The 16,286-nt window shown below is 73.2% G+C and carries 14 protein-coding genes; 6 read left to right on the forward strand and 8 right to left on the reverse strand.

Annotated elements, in window-relative coordinates; genetic code table 11:
* The first annotated feature begins 61 nt into the window (after window positions 1-61).
* The 5 genes from H5V45_RS07440 to H5V45_RS07460 all read left to right on the forward strand — a co-directional run bounded on the left by H5V45_RS07440 (window position 62) and on the right by H5V45_RS07460 (window position 7,171).
* Window positions 62-1,543 carry a gamma-glutamyltransferase gene (locus H5V45_RS07440; RefSeq protein ID WP_185252342.1) on the forward strand — a complete coding sequence of 494 codons (1,482 nt, stop codon included), beginning with the start codon at window positions 62-64 and terminating at the stop codon, window positions 1,541-1,543.
* Between the two features lie 38 nt (window positions 1,544-1,581).
* A complete protein-coding gene (locus tag H5V45_RS07445) occupies window positions 1,582-2,988 on the forward strand; it encodes an amidase family protein (protein ID WP_185252343.1) in 1,407 nt (468 codons plus the stop codon).
* An 82-nt stretch (window positions 2,989-3,070) separates the two neighbouring features.
* Window positions 3,071-4,561 carry an MFS transporter gene (locus tag H5V45_RS07450; RefSeq protein WP_185252344.1) on the forward strand — a complete coding sequence of 497 codons (1,491 nt, stop codon included), beginning with the start codon at window positions 3,071-3,073 and terminating at the stop codon, window positions 4,559-4,561.
* Between the two features lie 289 nt (window positions 4,562-4,850).
* The gene (locus H5V45_RS07455; protein ID WP_185252345.1) at window positions 4,851-6,002 is read left to right on the forward strand and encodes an acyl-CoA dehydrogenase family protein; all 1,152 of its coding nucleotides are present in this window, start codon (window positions 4,851-4,853) and stop codon (window positions 6,000-6,002) included.
* Between the two features lie 23 nt (window positions 6,003-6,025).
* The gene (locus H5V45_RS07460) at window positions 6,026-7,171 is read left to right on the forward strand and encodes an acyl-CoA dehydrogenase family protein (protein WP_185252346.1); all 1,146 of its coding nucleotides are present in this window, start codon (window positions 6,026-6,028) and stop codon (window positions 7,169-7,171) included.
* 3 nt (window positions 7,172-7,174) lie between these two features.
* Here H5V45_RS07460 and H5V45_RS07465 read toward each other — a convergent pair whose 3' ends face one another.
* The 8 genes from H5V45_RS07465 to H5V45_RS07500 form a co-directional block, all read right to left on the reverse strand.
* Entirely contained in the window at window positions 7,175-9,124 is a 1,950-nt protein-coding gene (locus tag H5V45_RS07465) for an APC family permease (protein WP_343061466.1), read from the reverse strand.
* Window positions 9,125-9,381: 257 nt separating this feature from the next.
* Window positions 9,382-10,563, reverse strand: coding sequence for a hypothetical protein (locus tag H5V45_RS07470; RefSeq protein ID WP_185252347.1), 1,182 nt, complete (start codon window positions 10,561-10,563; stop codon window positions 9,382-9,384).
* Between the two features lie 267 nt (window positions 10,564-10,830).
* Window positions 10,831-12,207, reverse strand: coding sequence for an NAD-dependent succinate-semialdehyde dehydrogenase (locus H5V45_RS07475; RefSeq protein WP_185252348.1), 1,377 nt, complete (start codon window positions 12,205-12,207; stop codon window positions 10,831-10,833).
* A gap of 148 nt (window positions 12,208-12,355) precedes the next feature.
* Window positions 12,356-13,831, reverse strand: coding sequence for an MFS transporter (locus H5V45_RS07480; RefSeq protein WP_185252349.1), 1,476 nt, complete (start codon window positions 13,829-13,831; stop codon window positions 12,356-12,358).
* Between the two features lie 22 nt (window positions 13,832-13,853).
* Window positions 13,854-14,624 (reverse strand): hypothetical protein, encoded by a 771-nt coding sequence (locus H5V45_RS07485; RefSeq protein WP_185252350.1) that lies wholly within the window; start codon window positions 14,622-14,624, stop codon window positions 13,854-13,856.
* Window positions 14,625-14,668: 44 nt separating this feature from the next.
* A complete protein-coding gene (locus tag H5V45_RS07490) occupies window positions 14,669-15,127 on the reverse strand; it encodes a TspO/MBR family protein (protein WP_185252351.1) in 459 nt (152 codons plus the stop codon).
* A 61-nt stretch (window positions 15,128-15,188) separates the two neighbouring features.
* On the reverse strand, window positions 15,189-15,365 hold the full coding sequence (locus H5V45_RS07495) for a hypothetical protein (protein WP_185252352.1): 177 nt from the start codon (window positions 15,363-15,365) through the stop codon (window positions 15,189-15,191).
* A 3-nt stretch (window positions 15,366-15,368) separates the two neighbouring features.
* Window positions 15,369-15,791, reverse strand: a complete 423-nt coding sequence (locus tag H5V45_RS07500) for an EVE domain-containing protein (RefSeq protein WP_185252353.1) — start codon at window positions 15,789-15,791, stop codon at window positions 15,369-15,371.
* 207 nt (window positions 15,792-15,998) lie between these two features.
* Here H5V45_RS07500 and H5V45_RS07505 point away from each other — a divergent pair, with 207 nt between their 5' ends.
* Window positions 15,999-16,268: a hypothetical protein gene (locus H5V45_RS07505; protein WP_185252354.1), complete on the forward strand. Its 270-nt coding sequence runs from the start codon at window positions 15,999-16,001 to the stop codon at window positions 16,266-16,268.
* Window positions 16,269-16,286 lie beyond the last annotated feature (18 nt).

Consider the following 16,286-nt stretch of genomic DNA (forward strand, 5'->3'; position numbering starts at 1 on the left):
CACGTACCCCTTCGTTACGGAGGAGTAACAGCCCGTCCGCGCGGCCCGGTACCTTGCGCGCATGACCGACGTCGCCATCGCCGCCCCCAACGAGGCGGCCGCCGACGCCGGTGAGCGGGTGGCCCGCGCGGGTGGCAACGCGGTCGACGCGGCGCTGGCCGCGGCCCTGGTCACGATGGTCAACGAGGTCGGCCTGGTGTCGCTGAGCTCGGGCGGCTTCGTGACCGTGCAGCCGCCGGGCGACGAGACGCCGTACACCGTCGACGGCTGGATGGACATGCCCGGCCGCGCCGGCGACGTGCCCCTGGGCAGCGGGACCTGGGACATCTCGACGGAGTACGGCGGGGGCGTCGACATCACGATCGGGCCCGGCTCGGTCGCGACGCACGGGTCGCTCGCCGCGTTCGGCGAGACCCACGAGCGCTGGGGCCGGCTGCCGTGGCGGGCGCTGGTCGAGCCCGCGCTGCAGGTCGCCCGGGACGGCTTCCGGCTGAGCTCGGCGTCGCGCTACTACCTGGAGTACTCCCACCTCGACGTCTTCGGCTGGGACGAGGCCAGCCACGCCGCGGTGCACGACGCCGACGGCGAGATCGCCACCGGCCTGATCGTCGTGCCGGACCTCGCCGAGGCGCTCGAGCTGATCGCCGCCGACGGCCCGTCCGCGATGTACGACGGGGAGCTCGGCCGCCTGATCGGCGCCGACGTGCTGGGGCGCGGCGGCCTCCTCGGGCCGGCCGACCTGGCGGCGTACCGCCCCGTCGTGCGGCCCTCGCTGGCCACCGTCGTCGGCGACTGGACGCTCGCGACCACCCCGCCGCCCTCCCTCGGCGGCGTGTGCGTGGCGGCGATGCTGCGGCTGCTCGACGGGCGGCCGCACGGCGCCTGGACCGACGACGACGTGGCCCACCTCGTGCGCGTGCAGCGCGCCGTGCTCGGCCACCGGCTCGACGTCTTCGACGCCTCCGTCGACCTCGCCGCGGACGCCCGCGCGTTCCTCGACCTCGTCGACGCCGACCACCTCGCGGTGCTCGAGTCGGGCTCGACCGCCCACGTCTCCGCGACCGACAGCGACGGCGGCGCCTGCTCGGTGACCGTGTCGTCCGGGTACAGCTCCGGGATGATCGCGGCCGGCACCGGCATCTGGCTCAACAACTGCCTCGGCGAGCAGGAGCTCAACCCGCGCGGGCTGCACGGGCTCGCGCCCGGCACCCGGCTGCTGTCGAACATGGCGCCCACGGTCGGGCGGCACACCGACGGCTCGGCCCTGGCGATCGGCTCCCCCGGCGCCGACCGGATCACGACCGCGGTCGCGCAGGTGCTGGCCGGCTTCGTCGGCGGGATGCCGCTGCAGGAGGCCGTGCACCACCCGCGCGTGCACGTGCACCGGGCCGGGCGGGCCGACGAGGTCGTGAAGACCGAGACCGACCTGTCGATGTACTTTGGCGGCGTCGCCGCCGCCCTGCGGCACCCCGACGGGCACCTCGTGGCGAGCGCCGACCCGCGCCGTGACGGCGCCGTGCGGCTGGTCCGCGCAGGGGACTGACCCCGGGGCGCCTGGGACCATCGGGCAGGATCGAGCCCATGCCCGACACCTCGACCCGCGCCGACGTCGAGCGCCTGCTGGACCGGATCGACGTCGTGGACGTGCACGTCAACGCGATCTGCACGCCGCACCCGGACGCGCTCGGCCAGGCCGACCGCCTCGACCGCGAGGCCGCCGACGGCCGCTCCCGCGGGCCGCTGCACGGCCAGTCGATCCTGGTGAAGGACAACGTCGACACCCACGACCTGCCGACCACCGCGGGCTCGCTCGCGCTGGCCGACGCCCCTCCGCCGGGCCGCGACGCCACGCTCGTCCGCCGGCTGCGCGAGGCCGGGATGGTCGTCCTGGGCAAGACCAACCTGTCCGAGTGGGCCAACCTGCGCGACGAGTCGTCGACGTCCGGCTGGAGCGGGTACGGCGGCCTGACCCGCAACCCCTACGGCCTCAACCGCTCCGCCGGCGGGTCCAGCTCGGGCAGCGGTGCCGCCGTGGCGGCCGGCCTGGCGCCGTACGCCATCGGGACGGAGACCGACGGCTCGATCACCTGCCCCGCGGCCTTCAACGGCTGCGTCGGCATCAAGCCGACCGTGGGCCTGCTGCCGACCGACGGCATCGTGCCGATCTCGCGCTCGCAGGACGCGCCCGGCCCGATGGCGACCACCGTCGGCGACGCCGCGGCGCTGCTGACGGTGCTGGCGCGCAACGGTATCGACTACGCCGCGCACGCCGTCCCCGGGCGGCTGGCCGGCAAGCGGATCGGGGTGCCGCGCGCGACGTACTGGGGCTACTCCCCCCACGCCGACGCCGCCGCCGAGCGGGCGGTCGCCCTGCTCGCGAAGGAGGGCGCCACGATCGTCGACACCACCGACCTGCCGACGTACGCCGACGAGGTGTGGGAGGACGAGCTCGTCGTGCTGCTCGCGGAGTTCCGCTCCGGGGTCGCGGAGTACCTCGCCACCCGCTCCGGCGTCCCGCGCACGCTGCGCGAGGTCGTCGACTTCAACACCCGCCACGCCGACACCGAGCTCGCGCACTTCGGGCAGTCGCTCTTCGAGAAGGCGCTGAGCGGGGTGCGCGACGGGAGCGCGGAGTACGTCGACGCGCGCTCGCGCGGCATCGCCGCGACCCGCGTCGGCGGGATCGACAAGGTGCTGCGGGCCTACGACCTGGACGCGCTGGTCACCCCGTCGTACGCCCCGGCCAGCCCGATCGACCTGGTCAACGCGGAGTCGTTCCCGGGCTCGTGCACCGGGCCGTCGGCGATCGCGGGCTACCCGCTCGTCACGGTGCCGACCGAGCTGGCCGCCGGTCTGCCCGTCGCCGTGTCGTTCTGGGGCACCGCCCGGAGCGAGGCGCGGCTGGTCGAGATCGCGCACGGCTACGAGGAGGCGCGCGACCGCACCAGCGGCCCGCTGCCCGAGCCGGGCTTCCTGACCTTCGTCTGACGGCCGCCCGCGGGGGTCGGTGGAGACCCAGGTCACGCCACCCGGCGGAATGCGCGCGCCCCGAATGGTTGTTGGCGTCAACATGTCTTCAACCGACCGCAGGACCGACTACCGGGTGACGTTCCTCGTCCTCTGCGTCGGCGTCTCGTCCTTCTCGCTCCTGCAGTCGATGGTGAACCCCGTCCTGCCGACCATCGAGGCCGCGCTCGACACCGACCAGGCCACGGTCACGTGGGTCCTGACGGCGTACCTCCTGTCCGCCTCCGTCTTCACCCCGATCATCGGCCGGATCGGCGACAAGGTCGGCAAGGAGCGGATGCTCGTCGCCGCGCTGACCGCGCTGACGATCGGCTCGCTGATGGCCGCGCTGGCCCCGAGCATCGGCGTCCTGATCGCGGCCCGCGCCGTCCAGGGCATCGGCGGCGGCGTGCTGCCGCTGACCTTCGGCATCATCCGCGACGAGTTCCCCCGCGAGAAGGTCGCCGGCGCCGTCGGCACGTCCGCCGCGCTGCTCGCCGTCGGTGGCGGCGTCGGCCTGGTCGTGGCCGGCCCGCTGGTGAACGCGCTGAGCTACCACTGGCTGTTCTGGGTGCCGATGGTGATGACCGCGCTGGCCGCGATCGCCGCCGCCGTCTGGGTCCCCGAGTCCCCCGAGCGCACCCCCGGCCGGATCAACGTCGGCAGCGCGCTGCTGCTCTCCGCGTGGCTCGTCGCGCTGCTGCTCGGCGTCAGCCAGGGCGCCAGCTGGGGCTGGAGCTCCGGGCGCGTGCTCGCGCTCTTCGTCGCCGCCGCCGTGCTGCTGCCCGTGTGGGTGGTCGCCGAGACCCGCAGCGACGCCCCGCTCATCGACATGCGGATGATGCGCATCCCCACCGTGTGGACCGTCAACCTCGTCGCCCTGCTGTTCGGCATGGGGATGTACTCGATGTTCGCCTTCCTCCCGCAGTTCCTCCAGACCCCCGAGTTCACCGGCTACGGCTTCGGCGTGACCGTCACGGTGTCCGGGCTGCTCCTGCTGCCGCAGACCGCCGCGACCTTCCTGGCCGGGGTCTTCTCCGGCCGCCTGGCCGCCCGCTTCGGCTCCAAGGCCGTGCTCGTCGCCGGCGCGGCGCTCACCTCGCTCGGCACCCTGGGCCTGACCGTCGCCCACGACCACCTGTGGCAGGTCGTCGTCGAGACCACCGTCCTCGGCCTGGCCTTCGGCCTCGCGTTCGCCGCGATGTCGAACCTCGTCGTCGACGCCGTCCCCCAGACCCAGACCGGCGTCGCGTCGGGCATGAACGCCAACATCCGCACCGTCGGCGGCGCCCTCGGCGGTGCCGTGCTCGCCTCGGTCGTCACCTCCGGCGCCCGCCCCGACGGCCTGCCCGTCGAGGCCGGCTACACCCACGGCTTCGGCGTCCTGGTCGTCACCTCCGCCCTGGCCGCGCTCGTCGCGCTGTTCGTGCCGGTGATCAGGGCCCGCACGCACCGGATCGTGGACGAGGAGCAGGGCGAGGCCGTGCCGGTCCACCCCGTCGCCGCGCCCGCCGCCGCGCCCGCCGCCCAGCCGGCGGGGGCGCACCGCGCCTGAGCGGGTCGGCGGTCGCGGGAGTTTCATCGGTCGGCCGCTGAAACTCGCGCCAGGCCGGTGAAGCTTCAGCGTCCCGGCGACAGTTCTGTCGGTCGGCCGATGAAACTCCCGGCCCCGCGGGCCAGCTCCCCGCACGAATCTGGCGCTGGTGTCATGGAGTTCCGTGACAGGAGCGCCAGTTTCACCGGGTACCCGGTGAAACTTCCCACCCCCGGTGACGCGCCCACCTACCGCCGGGTACGTTCCGGAGGGAGCCCTGACCGGCCCGCCGATGCGAGGAGAGACGCCGATGCAGCTGGAGCTGTCCCCCGAGGACGCCGCGTTCCGCGAGGAGATGCGCGAGTTCTTCACGACCAAGGTCCCGCAGGAGATCCGCACCGCGGTCGCCGAGCGTCGTGAGCTCAGCAAGGAACAGATCGTCGAGTCGCAGCAGATCCTGAACGCCGCGGGCCTCGCCGTCCCCCACTGGCCGGTCGAGCACGGCGGGCAGGACTGGTCAGCGCTGCGCCGCCACATCTGGCACGAGGAGATGCAGCGCGCGTGCGTGCCGCTCCCGCTGGCGTTCAACGCCTCCATGGTTGGCCCGGTGATCGCGCAGTTCGGCTCCGACGAGATCAAGGAGCGCTTCCTGGCGAAGACCGCGAACCTCGACATCTGGTGGTCGCAGGGCTTCTCCGAGCCGGACGCCGGCTCCGACCTGGCCTCGCTCCGCACCACCGCGGTCCGCGACGGCGACGAGTTCGTCGTCAACGGCCAGAAGACCTGGACCACGCTGGGTCAGTACGGCGACTGGATCTTCTGCCTGGTCCGCACCGACCCCGACGCCAAGAAGCAGCGCGGCATCTCGTTCCTCCTCATCGACATGACCTCCCCCGGCCTCACGGTCCGCCCGATCGAGCTGATCGACGGCGGCCACGAGGTCAACGAGGTGTGGTTCGAAGACGTCCGCGTCCCCGCCGACAACCTGGTCGGCGAGCTCAACCACGGCTGGGACTACGCGAAGTTCCTCCTCGGCAACGAGCGCGTCGGCGTGGCCCCCGTGGGTGCGACCAAGCGCGTGCTCGCGCAGGCCAAGGAGTACGCCGGGGAGCAGCTGAAGGACCCGCTGACCGCGGCCCGGTTCGCCGAGCTGGAGAACGAGCTGCTCGCCCTGGAGCTGACCGCGCTGCGCGTGGTCGCGAACTCCGCCGACGGCAAGCCGCACCCGGCTTCCTCGGTCCTCAAGCTCAAGGGCACCGAGCTGCAGCAGGCGGTCTCCGAGCTGGTCGTCGACCTGGCCGGGCCCGCCTCCTGGGCCTCCGGCGCCGACGACGACTCGGAGCTGGCCGGCTGGGCTCGCCGCGCCACCCCGACGTACCTCAACCTCCGCAAGGCGTCGATCTACGGCGGGTCCAACGAGATCCAGCGGCAGATCATCGCGAAGACGATCCTCGGGCTCTGAGCCGGACACGGGAGAGCGACACCATGGACTTCACCTACGACGACGAGCAGCAGGCACTCCGCGAGGCCGTGCGCGGCCTGGTCGGCAAGGCCTACTCCGACTTCGAGAGCCGCCGCCAGGCGGTCAAGGAGGACCCGGGCTTCGACGAGAAGCTGTGGGCCCGGCTGGCCGAGATGGGCATCCTCGGCCTGCCCTTCCGCGAGGAGGACGGCGGCTCCGGCGCCGGCCCCGTGGAGGTCGCGATCGTGGCCGAGGAGATGGGCCGGGTGCTCGCGCCCGAGCCGTTCCTCACCTCGGTCGTGCTGGCCGGCGGCATCGTCTCCGCCGGCGCCTCGCCCGAGCAGCGCGCCGAGATCCTCGGCGCCCTCTCCGGCGGCGAGAGCGTGCTCGCCTTCGCGCACGCCGAGCCGGGCACCCGCTGGGTCGCCACGGCCGAGGGCGTGACCGCCACCCAGGACGGCGACACCTGGACGCTCAGCGGCGTCAAGGAGCCCGTCCCCCACGGCGCCCGCGCCGACCAGCTCGTCGTCAGCGCGAAGCTCCCCGAGGGCGGCACCGGCCTGTTCCTGGTCGACCCGTCCGCGGCCGGCACCGAGCGCACCGGCTACGCCACGCACGACGGCGGCCGGGCGGCCCGGGTCGCGTTCGACGGCGCTGCCGGCGTACCCCTCGGCGAGGCGGGTGCCGACCGCACCCCCACCATCGCCGCGGTCCTCGACATCGCCCGCGTGATGGCGTGCAACGAGGCGATCGGCGCGATGGAGGTCGCGCTCAGGGCGACGACGGAGTACCTCAAGAACCGCAAGCAGTTCGGGGTCCCGCTCAACACCTTCCAGGCGCTGAACTTCCGCGCCGCCGACATGTACGTCTCGCTCGAGCTCGCCAAGAGCCTGACCACCTGGGCGACCATGGTGATCGCCGGCGGCCAGCCCGACGAGATGGCCGACGCCGCCCGTCGCGCCGCCCTCGGCGTGAGCCGCGCCGGCCGGCACCTCGGCCAGGAGGCGATCCAGCTGCACGGCGGGATCGGCATGACCGCGGAGTACTCCATCGGCAGCTACACCAGCCACCTCACCGCGCTGGACCACCTGCTCGGCGACGGCAACTTCCACCTGTCGACGCTGGTCGCCGGCATCGGGGAGTACGACGAGGTCGACCCGCTCGACTGAGCCTCAGCCGCCCACGTGCACGTGCGGGCGGCGACCGTCGTCGGGCTCAGCCCGGCGGAGCACCTCGCGGGTGAGCGGCGGCACGTCGCCCTCGCCCGCGAAGAGGAACTGCAGGGCGTTCTGTGCCGGGCCCTTCTCGCTCCACTCCATGTAGACGTGGGGCGGGGTGCCCAGCTTCTCCCCGACGCTGAGCAGCACGGCGGCGAGCACGTTCGGGACGCTCGGCCCCGACGCCCGCAGCACGTGGTGGCCGCCGATCGTCACGCCGTGCACGGGGACGGTGGAGGAGAACTCGCTGGCGTCGGTGATCTCGACCTCGAGGAAGAGCGTCGAGTCGTCCTCGCGCAGGTGGTTGTCGTGCCGCACCTCGGCGGCCTTGTCGTCGTACTCCGCCCGGTCGCCGGCGTTGAGCTTGTTCGCGATGAACCGCACCGGCCGCCCCGGGCGCCCGGCGTCGTCGAGGAGCCGCTCGGCGGCCTTGTCGTAGTGCACCCGCGGCACCCGCAGCTCGGTGCTGCGCCGCACCCGCGAGACCGTCGAGATCACCAGGATCATCACGATGAAGACGAGCGCGATCAGCAGGCCCTCGGGCCGGTCCAGGATCGTCACCGAGATCGTGTAGACGAAGACCGCGGACACGAGCCCGAAGAACGCCGCGACCGGCCGGTGCCCGCGGCGCCACTCGGTGAGGGTGACGGCGATCGCCGCCGACGTCATCAGCGCCAGGACGCCGGTCGCGTAGGCGCCCGCCTGCTTGTCGACGCTGGCCCGGAACAGGATCGTCACCACGGCCGCGATCGCCGTGAACACCAGCACCAGCGGCCGCGTCGAGCGCGCCCACTCCGGCGCCATGCCGTAGCGCGGCAGGTAGCGCGGCACGATGTTGAGCAGCCCCGCCATTGCCGACGCGCCGGCGAACCACAGGATGCCGATCGTGGAGAGGTCGTACGCCGTCCCGAAGACGTTCCCGAGCGAGCCGTGCGCCAGGTAGGCCAACGCGCGGCCGTTCGCCGGCCCGCCGACCTCGAACGCCGAGGCCGGGATCAGCAGCGTCGTCACGAGCGACGAGCCGAGCAGCATCACGCTCATGATCACCGCGGCGGTCGTCAGCAGCCGGCGGGCGTTGCGGATCCGGCCGGCCGGCTTGGCGTGGGTGTCGCCGGGGTCGCCCTTGATCAGCGGCATCACGACGACGCCGGTCTCGAAGCCGGAGAGACCGAGCGCGAGCGCGGGGAAGACCAGCAGCGAGGCACCGATGATGGCCAGCGGCGAGGAGTGCGCGTCGGTCATGGCCGACGTCCAGTCGCTGAACGTGCCGGGGTTCGCCAGCACGTGCCGGAAGCCGTTCACGACGACGACGGCGCTGAGCCCGAGGTAGGCCACCACCAGGACGACCGCGATGCCGATCGCCTCGCTGAAGCCCTTGAGGAACACTCCGGCCAGCAGCGCCAGGAGGGCCAGCGTCACCGCGACCTCGTGCCCGGACAGCGACGAGCGGAGGTAGGGGTTCTCGACCAGGTGCGCCGACGCGTCGGCCGCCGACAGGGTGATCGTGATGACGAAGCCGGTGGCGACGAAGCCGATGAGCGCGAGCACGAGGAGCTTGCTCGGCCAGTACGACAGCAGCTTCTCCAGCATGGACAGGCTGCCGTCGCCGTACGGGCTCTCCTGGGCGACGCGGCGGTACATCGGCAGCGCCCCGAACAGCGTCACCAGCACGAGCACCAGGGTCGCCACCGGCGCCAGCGCCCCGGCCGCGAGCGCCGCGATGCCGGGCTGGTAGCCGAGCGTCGAGAAGTAGTCGACGCCGGTCAGGCACATCACCTGCCACCAGGCCTTGGTCTGGTGCTCGGACTCCTCGCGCTCCCGGTCGCTCTGCCCGCTCGGGGCCGGGTGCTCGGACTGCAGGAACCAGCGTCGTACGGCGCCGGGCGCCACGGCCGTCTTCGTCACAGCGGAACTGTAGGCCGGGCCGCCGCCCCTCGCGCTGACCACACCGAGTCAGCCTCCGATCGAGTCCGAGCGTGCGTGATCAGCGGGTGATCTGGCCGGTGCGGACCTGGATCACGACGCGGGTGATGGCGCGCTCGTAGGCGTCGGTGCCGGTGAGGGCTGCGGCCGGTCGACGGCCAGGCACTGCCGTGCGAGGCCCTGCGTGCACTGGCGATCACGTACGACGTGCGCCCCCGGAGCTGACGCACCTCGTCCCCTCACGCGGCCTCCGGCAGCTCCTCGGCCAGCACCCGGCACCACTCGGCAGCCGGCTCGGCGAGCAGCTCCCCCAGCCGCTCGAGCAGCGGCACGTCGGAGGGGAGCATCGCGGTCGCCATGCCCCGGACCGCGTCGGGTGACAGCAGCAGCGCCCCGATCACCGACCACGGGTCGATCAGGTCCCCCTCCGCCTCACGCGCCCGCCGCATCAGGTCATCCACCGCCTCCTGGCGCTCCCCCTCGGTGGACGCGTCGTCCCACAGCTCCGCGACCGGGTCGAGGAGCTGGTGGGCGAGGTCGAGGGCCCCCCGCGCCAGCACGTGGGGCACGTCGCGCTCACGCGCCGGCACCTCGGCGACGTCCGCCAGCCACGCCCCCAGCACCGCCGAGGGCACGTCGCTCACGAGGCCCTGGAGATCCCCCGCCGGTCGGCAGGTCGGGGAGTCGGTCCCGTCCGGCACGGCCCGCAGCGCGTCGTACCAACCGGCAGGATCCGCCGCCACCGCCCGCGCCACGTCGTCGGGCACGAACAGCGGTGCCGCCTCGAACATCGTGCCGCCGTACGTCGGCACGAGCCGCCCGACGACGCACTCGCCCGGCACGACGAGGGACGAGCTCCCGATGTTCGGGGTGACCCGCACCTCCCGATCCCCCAGGTCGATCCACAGGTCGCCGAACGTCGAGGTCTCCAGCAGCCGGTAGCCGCCCATCGGCGCGGCCGCCCACGCCTGGATCTGGTCGGCGCCGGCAACCAGGTCGGCCGACGCGCCGCTGCGCAGGAACGCGGCGAGGCCCCCGAGCTCGTAGAGGAACAGCTGGCGGTAGACCCAGTCGTGGTCCATCACCCGGGCCATCCGGTCCGCCTCGTCGACGCCGGGCAGCGTGCCCGGTCCGCCGCGCAGCGCGATCGCCAGGTCCAGCGCGCGCCGGTGCCGCGAGCGGGCGGCGGCACTCCCGGTCGGCGACAGGTGCTGCAACGCCTGCGCCAGGATCCACCGCGAGGTCACCCAGCGCGGCAGCACCGGACCGAGGGTCGTGAGCTGCAGCAGGCGCCGCACCCGCCACGGCCGCCAGAAGGCCGCCGACGCCGGCAGCTGCCGGGCCAGCTCGTCGATGATCCTGAGCGCTCCGAGGGCGTCCCCACGCGCCTCGGCCTCGTCCGCCGCGACCACCGCGGCCATGTTCCGACGGAACTCCGGCGAGGCAGGGTCCTCGGCGCTGCGCGCACCCGAGCGCGGACGCGGGCGCGGGCCCGGTCGGCGTGACGATCGGCGGTGGTGACGTCCCCGTGACTTCGGCATGCCTCCACGATCAGCCGGGGAGGACGCGATCGAAAGCCCCTCCGGGCAATCTGTGGACAACCCCGCCCGAGGTCGTCCGACGACGCGCGGACGCCCCCGAGCCACCAGGCTCGAGGGCGTCGTCGTACGCCGGAGGCTGCCGCCAGGTCAGCCGGCCGGCGAGTAGATGAGCTTCTTGTTGACGAACTCGTCGATGCCGTACGGGCCGAGCTCGCGGCCCACGCCGGAGCGCTTCGTCCCGCCGAACGGCAGGTCCGCGACCGAGCCCTGTGCGCTGTTGATCCAGACCATCCCGGTGTCGAGCTGGTCGGCCACGCGGGCGGCGAGGGCGGTGTCGTCGGTGTGCACGGTGCCGCCGAGGCCGAAGCTGGAGCGGTTGGCCAGCTCGATGGCCTCGTCGGCGTCCCGGACGCGGTAGACGACGGCCGCGGGGCCGAAGAGCTCCTCGCCGAAGGCCCGCATCTCGGGGGTGACGTCGGTGAGGACGGTCGCCTCCATGAAGGCGCCGGTGCGCTCGACGCGCTTGCCGCCGGTGCGCAAGGTCGCGCCCTTGCTGACGGCGTCGTCGATCTGCTCGACCAGCGTTTGCACGGCCTGCTCGGAGGAGAGCGGGCCGAAGTCGGTGCCGTCCGCCAGCGGGTCGCCCGGGGTCAGCCCGGCCATCGCCGAGGTGAAGGCGTCGACGAAGTCGTCGTACAACGCGTCGACGACGATCATCCGCTTCGCACCGTTGCAGGCCTGGCCGGCGTTGCCCATCCGGCCGGTGACGGCGTTCTCGACGACGGAGGCGAGGTCCTGGGTGTCGAGCACGATGAACGGGTCGGACCCGCCGAGCTCGAGCACGACCTTCTTGAGGTTGCGCCCGGCGATCTCGGCGACGGCCGAGCCGGCGCGCTCGCTGCCGGTGACGGAGACGCCGACGACGCGGTCGTCGGCGATGATGTCGGCCGACTGGTCGTTGGTCGCGAAGACGTTGACGTAGGCGTCCCTCGGGAGGCCGGCGTCGTGGAAGATCTGCTCGATCGCGAGCGCCGACTCGGGGCACTGCGGAGCGTGCTTGAGGATGATCGTGTTGCCGATCATCAGGTTCGGCGCCGCGAAGCGGGCGACCTGGTAGTACGGGAAGTTCCACGGCATGATCCCGAGCAGCGGTCCGACGGGCTCCTTGCGGACCAGCGCGTCGCCGCCCATCGACGGGCTCAGCGGGGTGTCCGCGAGCAGGCCGGGGCCCTCGTTCGCGTAGTAGCGGTAGATCGACGCGACCAGCTGCAGCTCGCCCTTGCCCTCCTTGAGGGGCTTGCCCATCTCGCGGGCGATGATCGTGGCCAGCTCGTCGGCGCGCTCGTCGTAGAGGTCGGCGACGCGGAGCAGCACCTTCGTGCGCTCCTCCTTGCTGGTGGTGCGCCAGTCGGCGTACGCCGCGTGCGAGCGTGCCAGCACGTCCTGGATCTCGGCGTCGGTGGCGGTCTCGAACTCGTTCTCGACCTCGGCCGTGGCCGGGTTGACGACCTGGTAGTCGCTCATGTGCGTCCTCTCGCTGGGGGTGGCTCGCTCTCGACGCTACGTCGGGGGCGGCCCCGGACAAGGGCTGCGGCTGGTGAGCATCGACACCGCGGCGAGGAGGAATGAAACCGCCGACAGCGGGACCCGATCGGCCGGCGTCGGGACCCGGTCAGCCGGCGTCCGGCACGTCGTCGCGCACCTCGGCGCCGGTGGCCGGCGACCACATCCCGCGCTCGCCGTCGAGCCACGCCTCCAGGTCGGGCTCGTGCAGCTCGGCGCCCGAGAGGGCGGGTACGACGAGGGACACCACGAGACCGGCGAGCACGAGCCCGAGGCTGATCCAGAGCCCGACGTCGATGCCGGAGGCGAGCGAGGACCGGGTCTGGGCGAGGTGCACGACCACCGGGCCGACGGCGAAGCTGGCGGTGAGCCGCAGCAGCTGCACGAGCGCGAACGCGCGGCCCAGCAGGTCCGCGCGCACGCCCAGTCCGGCGAGGAAGAGGCCGGGAGCGATGGTGGCGCCGGCCCCGAAGCCAAGCACCGCCGTGGCCGCCGGGGCCAGCCAGTCGACGTTCGAGGCCGAGAGGAGCAGCAGCGCCGCGGTGGCGACCGCGAGGGCGCCCAGGCCGATGTTGACCAGGACGGGGAGGTAGCGCGTGCGGAAGGTCGCGGTGATCGCGACCGAGGCCACCGCCAGGCCGAGCGGCATCGGCCAGAAGAGCAGGCCCGCAGCGGCGGGCGACTCCTTCGCGACCCCCGCCAGGTGCAGCTGCACGAGCTCGACCACGGTCACGGTGGCCGCGCCCGCGATCATCGCGACGAGCGTGCCGGTGACCGGCAGCTGCGTCGAGAGCTCGCGGACCGGCATCAGCGAGGTGTCCTTGCCGCGCTCGACCAGGACCAGCACGACGACCGCGGCGGTGCCGGCGACGAACAGCACCCAGAAGACGTACGACGCCAGGGTGACCGTCGCGACCAGCGAGGTCGCGAGGTAGGTCAGCAGCACCCCGGTGGTCGCGAGCGCCAGGGCGGAGCGGTCGATCGGCAGGTCCGGGTCCAGCGGGTCGAGGTCCGGGTAGCCGAGGGCGGCGACCACCACCCCGGCGACCGCCGCACCGACCACCACCCACATCAGCGTGCGCCAGGCGGCCGCGTCGGCGGCGTACCCCCCGACGAGGGGACCGAGCGTGGTGCCGCCGAAGATGCCGAGGCTCGCCAGGCCCATGGTGCGTGGCAGCGGGCCGGCGCCGAAGCCGGTCATCAGCGGCGGCAGCGCCGAGATCACCATCAGGCCGGTGGCACCGCCCTGGACGACGCGACCGGCGAGGAAGAGCGGCAGCGACGGCGCGAGCACGACCAGGACCGAGCCGACGAGGAACGCGGCGGCGTACCCCAGGAAGAGCGGTCGCTGCACGAAGCGCTGCGCCAGCATCGACGCGACGACCACGCCGAGCGCGAGGCCGGCGTTGGCGAGGCCGTTGGTGACCTGGAGCCAGGTCGTCGACGTGCCGAGGTCGTCGACGATCTGCGGGGTCAGCGGCAGCAGCGCGGTGCTCAGCACCAGGCTGGGCGTCAGCGCCAGCAGCACGGTGGCGACCGCCAGCGGGTAGCTGCCGCGCAGCCGGGCGCCCGGTCCGTCCGTCACGGTCACTCCTTCGTCACGGGCCTCAGCCCGACGGGACCGCCGAGGGGGTCGGGGTGGGCAGGCTGGGGGGCTGGGTCGTCGTCGCCGCCGTCGGAGTCGTCGACGGGTCGGTGCTGGGGCTGGCGGTGTCGGTGGGCGACGTCGACGGCGAGGGGGACGGCTCGACGGACCCGCTGGGGTCCTGGCTCGGGTCCTGGCCGGGGCTGTCGCTCGGCGTCCTCGTCGGCTGGCCGGTGCTCCCGCCGCCGCCTCCGAGGTGGGTGATGGTGGTCCCGCCGGAGCCGCCGCCGGTGTACGACGACACGCTGCGCCCGGCGACCAGCTCGAAGCCGGTGATCACGACGACTGCGAGGAGGAACAGGCCGGCGGCGTACGCCCCGATCCGCTTCCACGGCAGCAGCGCGAGCCGCTCGCGCCAGCTCAGCGTCGCGGGCTCGTCGGCGACCGCCTCGAGATCGTCCTGGGCCTCCGCGAGTCGCTCGTCGGCATGGTCGAGGTGGGACTCCGCCTCGCGCCCGGCGCGGGCACGCCCGGCCCGGCGTACCTCCGCCTGGGCGACGCCGACCTTGCGCAACGCCGTCGTCTGGGCCTGCGCGAGGCGGTAGCGGCTGCGCGCGAGCCCCTGGCTGTAGAGCGCGCTGCCGACCGTGATCACGACGCTGCCGACCGCCGCGCCGATGATCGTGCCGGCGGCACCGAGCGTCGAGAGCAGGACCGCGGAGGAGACCGCGGCGAGCGCACCGGCGACGGTCTTCAGCCAGTCGATCTCGAAGCGGGGCAGGTCGTCGGTCATCGGAGTCAGTATGCCGACGCCGTGGCTGCGCCTCCCCGGGAGGTCTAGCGGTTGCGGCGCCAGATGCTCGCGTTCAGCGCGGTCGCGAACGCCGTCCACGCGACGTACGGCGCCAAGGCGGCCGCGGCCTTGCGGTCGTGCCGCGCGGTCTCGCGGAGCAGGGCAAGGTTCAGCACGTCGAGCGTGAGGATCACGCCCATCCCCGCCGCCGGCGACTGCCGGTCGAAGAACGCCCAGTTCCACGCCGCGTTGGTCGCCAGGTTGGCCCCGGTCAGCACCTCGAGCCGGGTCCGGTCGCCCGGCGCGGCCCGGTCGATCGCCCGCCCGGTCCCCCACGCGATCAGCCCGTAGAGCGGCGTCCACACCAATGGGAACGCGATCCCCGGCGGCTGCCACCGCGGCTTGTCGAGCGCGGCGTACCACGCGGAGTCGGGGTCGGTGCCCTTGGCGCCGAGCGCCGCGGTGGCCGCGGTAAGGACGGAGGTGATCGCAGTCGCGCGCATGCCTCAGGTCTACCTCGCCGCTGGTCGAGTAGGGCGCGCAGCGCCCGTATCGAGACCCGCCCTACTCGTCGTCGTCGAGCAGCTCCCCGAACCCGAGCTCCCGCACGAAGTCGACCGTCTCGGCACGCTCCGCCGCCCGCGCGCGGGCCCGCCGCGCATCAGCCCGGACCTGCTCGTCACGAGCGGCCTGGGCGACAGCCTCGTCCTCCTCGGACGGACCGTCGGGCTCGGTGCCCACGGCTCAGGCCGTCATCGCCGCACGGATGGTCGCGAAGTCCTCCGCCGACACCTCGAAGAGCCCCTGCCGGAACGGCACGCCCCACTGCTTCACGTCGGTGATGAACGACAGCTGCTCCAGCAGCGCCCCGGCCGGCGCCGGGTGCGTGCCCTGCTCGAACTCCATGTCCAGCCGCCACGGCTTGAAGTCCGGCCGCACGGTCACCTGGGTCGGCTCGTCCGACGCGATCGTCCCGATCGCGGTGAACTGCCGCAGCGGACTCCCCGACCGCATCGCGGTCCGCGGCGAGTAGAACACCAGCCCGTCCCCGCGCTTCAGCTTCCGCAGCCCGGTGTCCTTGCCGTGGTGCGCCTGCGTGAACCCACCCTCCACCGCCAGCTGCACGTGCTCCAGGCTGACGGTGTTGATCCAGTACGACGCTGCCATGCCACTCCCTCGTGATCCGTGTGCGACGAGCATGACAGCCGTGGTCGACGCCGACGACAGGCCCCGCAGCAATCGGCTGCCCGGTGGTGACCATGTCCCGCTGTGGACGGTTTTTGGGTCATGGCCCCGAGGCTGTGGAAAACACCCCACCCTTGGCCACGGGAGTTCCGGCCGACTCGGCTGGGACACGGGAAATCGGGGGATGACATGAAGGCCAGATCCACACTTGCGGGCTTCGCGGTCGCAATGCTCAGCGTGACGGCGCCCGTCGCGTTCATCGCACCGGCACAGGCCGCGCACGGGCACTCGGCAGTGGTCGCCAAGCAGCACGCCTGCACGAAGACGTCGTCGGGCACGTGCATCAAGGGCGGACAGTTCTGTCCGCAGGCGAAGTACGGCAAGAACGGCTGGGATGCCAAGGGGCGGCGCTACGTGTGCAAGGGCAACCACACGCACCCGCACTGGATGAAGCCCTGACATCTGGCGCAGCTCACC

This window comes from Nocardioides luti, assembly GCF_014212315.1.
GTDB classification, from domain to species: domain Bacteria; phylum Actinomycetota; class Actinomycetes; order Propionibacteriales; family Nocardioidaceae; genus Nocardioides; species Nocardioides luti.

Coding starts and splice junctions, on each gene's coding strand:
- H5V45_RS07440 (WP_185252342.1), top strand. CDS start 62: ATGACCGACGTCGCCATCGCCGCCCCCAACGAGGCGGCCGCCGACGCC.
- H5V45_RS07445 (WP_185252343.1), top strand. CDS start 1,582: ATGCCCGACACCTCGACCCGCGCCGACGTCGAGCGCCTGCTGGACCGG.
- H5V45_RS07450 (WP_185252344.1), top strand. CDS start 3,071: ATGTCTTCAACCGACCGCAGGACCGACTACCGGGTGACGTTCCTCGTC.
- H5V45_RS07455 (WP_185252345.1), top strand. CDS start 4,851: ATGCAGCTGGAGCTGTCCCCCGAGGACGCCGCGTTCCGCGAGGAGATG.
- H5V45_RS07460 (WP_185252346.1), top strand. CDS start 6,026: ATGGACTTCACCTACGACGACGAGCAGCAGGCACTCCGCGAGGCCGTG.
- H5V45_RS07470 (WP_185252347.1), bottom strand. CDS start 10,563: ATGGCCGCGGTGGTCGCGGCGGACGAGGCCGAGGCGCGTGGGGACGCC.
- H5V45_RS07475 (WP_185252348.1), bottom strand. CDS start 12,207: ATGAGCGACTACCAGGTCGTCAACCCGGCCACGGCCGAGGTCGAGAAC.
- H5V45_RS07485 (WP_185252350.1), bottom strand. CDS start 14,624: ATGACCGACGACCTGCCCCGCTTCGAGATCGACTGGCTGAAGACCGTC.
- H5V45_RS07490 (WP_185252351.1), bottom strand. CDS start 15,127: ATGCGCGCGACTGCGATCACCTCCGTCCTTACCGCGGCCACCGCGGCG.
- H5V45_RS07500 (WP_185252353.1), bottom strand. CDS start 15,791: ATGGCAGCGTCGTACTGGATCAACACCGTCAGCCTGGAGCACGTGCAG.
- H5V45_RS07505 (WP_185252354.1), top strand. CDS start 15,999: ATGAAGGCCAGATCCACACTTGCGGGCTTCGCGGTCGCAATGCTCAGC.